The sequence below is a fragment of the bacterium genome (genome assembly GCA_040755795.1).
Lineage (GTDB): Bacteria > UBA9089 > CG2-30-40-21 > CG2-30-40-21 > SBAY01 > JBFLXS01.
Genome location: JBFLXS010000369.1, coordinates 1 through 4108 on the forward strand (window position 1 = coordinate 1; position 4108 = coordinate 4108).

The 4108-nt window shown below is 37.2% G+C and carries 4 protein-coding genes and 1 pseudogene; all 5 read right to left on the reverse strand.

Annotated features, from left to right (window positions below; translation table 11 throughout):
- Positions 1-205 precede the first annotated feature (205 nt).
- A complete protein-coding gene (locus tag AB1414_16740; GenBank protein MEW6609066.1) occupies positions 206-694 on the reverse strand; it encodes an NAD(P)H-dependent oxidoreductase in 489 nt (162 codons plus the stop codon).
- 224 nt (positions 695-918) lie between these two features.
- Positions 919-1263 carry a HEPN domain-containing protein gene (locus AB1414_16745; GenBank protein MEW6609067.1) on the reverse strand — a complete coding sequence of 115 codons (345 nt, stop codon included), beginning with the start codon at positions 1261-1263 and terminating at the stop codon, positions 919-921.
- Between the two features lie 224 nt (positions 1264-1487).
- Positions 1488-1700, reverse strand: a pseudogene (locus tag AB1414_16750) (GxxExxY protein).
- 223 nt (positions 1701-1923) lie between these two features.
- Entirely contained in the window at positions 1924-2892 is a 969-nt protein-coding gene (locus tag AB1414_16755; GenBank protein ID MEW6609068.1) for an ROK family protein, read from the reverse strand.
- Positions 2893-3273: 381 nt separating this feature from the next.
- Entirely contained in the window at positions 3274-3636 is a 363-nt protein-coding gene (locus AB1414_16760; GenBank protein ID MEW6609069.1) for a nucleotidyltransferase domain-containing protein, read from the reverse strand.
- Positions 3637-4108 lie beyond the last annotated feature (472 nt).

Sequence of the window (4108 nt, forward strand, 5' to 3'; positions counted from 1 at the left end):
TTTTTTTGGATTGACCCCGCCAACATAAAGTTTAAATTTACTTCTCTTTACCCTCAGATCTTACATAAAATGGAGGGAAAAAACATACCCTCCATCTTTTAGTTTATGTCAACAGCCTGTTGAATGTAGAAAGCAGTTCCTTTTACATTCTACATTCACGGTCTGACCCTACTGTTTCCCTACTGTTTCTTATAAGTTGCGGTGGTTAAACAGTTACAATTTTTTTTGTAATTTCTGCTACCCTTTTGCCCAGTGCCTTGCCCGAATTTATTCCATCCGTATCAGGACTGCTAACACAGGCTACGCCATAATGGCCACCTGCACTAATTGGGTCTCCAACTATTATCATCCCATGAATAAGCATTGCTTGAAGTATGGAAAACATAGTTGTTTCTTTACCGCCGGTATGATGTCCTGAGGTAGTAAATGCCGCTCCTATTTTACCTTCTAATTTTCTTCTTATAGCAACACTCTTGTCAAACATCTCCTTTACCTCTGCAGACATACTACCAAAATATACCGGTGAACCAACGATAATTCCATCTGCTGACACTAAGTCTTGATTTGAGGTGTCACTTACCCGTTTTATTTCACCTTCTACTTCGCTAACTTCTTTTACTCCATCAACTATAGCCTCAGCTAACTTTTTAGTGTTATTACTCTTAGAAGAGTAAATAACTAATACCTTTGTCATATTATCTCACCTCCTTTTTTTTGGTAATTGGTAACTGGTGAATGGTAATTAGTTACCAGTTACCATTTAACCAATTACTTACTTTATAATTTCGTGAAGCCCTATAAATTGAACGCTCTTGGATAAAACCTGTTCCTGACAGGTTCAGAAATCGACACTCAAAAATCGAAATGGTCTTCTATCCTCTTATTTTCTGTTTTTGGTCTATAGTCTATGGTCTTTTCTTAGTATCCCATCATACTCATCACCCAGCCTAAAACTGTTTCTGCTTGCATAGTAACAAATCTGGCAATTCGTTCACTGGGCATACTCATTTTAGTATTTACGGCGTTAATTGCCTGGCAAATATCAGTAGGAATATCGCATACTATTTGAACTTCATTCAACAAACCAGTAAGAGTATTGCTACGGTGACGGCTACCTTTATAGTCAATCAATGCCTTAAAAGCATTAATAAGACTGAGCTGAGCTCGAGTCAATGTCCAATCATAATCCTTCATCTTCAATCGTTCTTTGGCAATATTTAATTCTTCTTCTGCCTGATTTAAGTAATCACCTGGTCCTAACATCTTTTTACCCTCCTTCCTTTTGGTAATTGACCAATTACCATTTACTTGCTTTTAATTTCGTGAAGCACCAAAATTATTTGTAAGCGTTCAGCCACAGAGGCACAGAGTTCACAGAGAATTAAGGAAATTAACCACAAATGCACACGAATTAACCTCTGACATCCCATAAATGTAGTGCGAATCGTAACTATTCACCGCAGAGACGCGGAGACACAGAGAAAAAATTAAAATCTATTGGCTATACGCTTAATTCCATCTCTTAGAACAGAAACATTAAAATTGATCAATAAACCTATCCTTTTATTCATCATTTTTAGATAGGTTAAAAGTTGAGCTTCGTGAATCGGAAGTAGTTGCTCGACTGCTTTTAATTCTACGATAACTTTTTCTTCAACTAAAAGATCTATCCGGTATCCACAATTTAATTTAAATCCTTTTTTCTCTGTTCCTCTGCGTCTGTGCGGTGAATAGTTACTGCGAATCTTTCGGTTCGCCTTTTGGCTTGCCAGAAGCGAAGCTAAAGCCTCGTACTACAAATTTTTTGTATTTGTGTTCATTCGTGGTTATATATTCCCTCTGTGTTCTCTGTGACTCTGTGGCTATATCCTAAACGGTTACGATTTTTTATAACTCTTACCCTTTATCATCATTCAACGCTCCTTAACTTTGTGCTATAAATCTTTCTTTTTGTAAAACCATTTTCCCTGCACCAATTAGCCCGGCGTCATCTCCTCGCTGTGCCAGGACAATAGAAATTCGCTTACAAGGTTCTAAATAAGTCCTTTTTGTAACTTCTTCTTTCACATATTGTAATAGTAAATCTCCTATTTGGGCAATCTTGCCACCAATAATTACTAATTGTGGGTTCAACACATTAACGATGGTGACAATCCCAATTCCCAGATACCTGCCCGTTTCTTTCAGAATATAATTTGCCAGACTATCCCCTTTTATGGCAGCTTGATAGACTACCAGTGGCGTAATCCTTTCTAATTGGTTTTGCACCAATTCAGTAATGATAGTCGTTGTCCCTTGTTTTATTGCATAGGTGGTGCGTTTTGTAATCCCTTGCCCTGAGGCATAGGCCTCCATACACCCGTAATTTCCACAACCACACTGCAGTCCATTCGGTTCAACAATGATATGTCCAATCTCACCAGCGGCATCATTTGAGCCGTGAAAAATCTCACCATTGATAATAATTCCACCACCAATGCCAGTGCCTAAGGTTAAACAAACAAGGTGATTCACCTCACGACCGGCACCAAGCCAACTCTCGCCCAATGCGGCTAAATTACCATCATTATCCACATAAGTTGGCAGATGAAATTCCTCTTCAATTGTCTCTTTCAAAGCTACATTTTTCCAGCCCAGATTTGGGGTATCAATAATCACGCCTGTTTTTGTATTAAGAGGACCTGGCGAACCTATCCCAATACCCACTATTTGTTGGAAAGATACTTCTTTAATCACATCATGGATAAGTTCTTTCATCTGCTGGATAACAACTTCATGTCCTTCAGATACCTTTGTAGCGGTATCTTTTTTTTCGATTATTTTGCCTGTTTGGTCAACTACAGCAGCTCTTATATTTGTTCCACCCAGGTCAACAGCAATTACATAATTCATAAGTCTAATCCATCCAGAAAGTCGTTCAGTATCGACTGAGCAAATTTACCGTTATCAAAATTGGTAACTATTCAGCCACAGATGAACACGGATGAAACACTGAAAATTCGTAAATCGTGTCCGTTTTCCGTGTCCGTAATCAGGTTGAAGGCTGAAGGGTTTTTCTCTTTCTAACTTTTATTTTCTATCCTTCTTGATTCTCTGCCACTGGAGGAAATTTCCACTCCCAACCCTCGCCAGTGGGGGACAACCCGCCTTTGACCTCTGTATTTATCCGTGCTAATCCGTGTTAATCAGTGGTTGAATAGTTACTCAAAATTTATTTTTGCCGTCTCTAAATCTCCTTTTGCTTTTTCAATCCGATAGATGGCTAAATCTTTTTCAGTTCCGTTCATAAATAATAACTCCCTGGTTGGAAACATTTTTATAAAAAGGTAATATATCTAAATATTTGTTGTAATTTTGATAATTCTTTTTTATTACAGAGATAATAATTCCATATTCAAGTTCTAAATCAAAAATAGCATCTGTAACCACTCCATAGCATTTACTCAATTCCTCATTATTCAGATCAACCAAAGCCATAATATCAATATCTGATTGGCTATTATAATCACCTCTTGCATGAGAGCCAAATAAAATAACACTTTTCAACCTATTTTTAAATATATTTTCCAGTCTTTTCCTTACTTCTAAAACTATTTTTAATACACTTTTACTTTTTATAGTTGAAATATCTTTCATAATAAATCACCATCAAAATCTGATAATAGTTCAAATTACTTACAATATATCAAATAAAAACTGGGATATGGTAGCCATGTTTAATATTCCCCTGTATATCCACACATTCCGACCCGCGAAAAATTAACCACTGGCAAGAACATATCTTCGCCGCACTCATGTTTTTGAGCGCATTTATCACAAAGCCATCCTTAGAAACACAGAGAAATTCAAAAGTTTATAAATCCGAAATCCCCAGAGAATCTTAGATTAATTCTTTAAATTCTTCGTCTGTAAGTCCCGCATCTTTGATTATGGGTAACCGTTCACGGCTATACATTAGAAGTGTAAACAAGGAGAAATGGAGAAAAGGGAGAATTGGAGAAATGGCTCAAACTTTTTCTTGCTCCACCCTTCAGACATTAATCCTGGTGTCGTGTTGAGTAAGTTTTGCACGGGGCATCATCAGGTTTCGTAACCTGCAAACGGATAA

What these genes read in the sequence shown, in the direction of transcription:
- AB1414_16745 (MEW6609067.1), bottom strand. Translation starts at nt 1,263, where the DNA reads ATGTTAGGACCAGGTGATTACTTAAATCAGGCAGAAGAAGAATTAAAT.
- AB1414_16760 (MEW6609069.1), bottom strand. Translation starts at nt 3,636, where the DNA reads ATGAAAGATATTTCAACTATAAAAAGTAAAAGTGTATTAAAAATAGTT.
- AB1414_16755 (MEW6609068.1), bottom strand. Translation starts at nt 2,892, where the DNA reads ATGAATTATGTAATTGCTGTTGACCTGGGTGGAACAAATATAAGAGCT.
- AB1414_16740 (MEW6609066.1), bottom strand. Translation starts at nt 694, where the DNA reads ATGACAAAGGTATTAGTTATTTACTCTTCTAAGAGTAATAACACTAAA.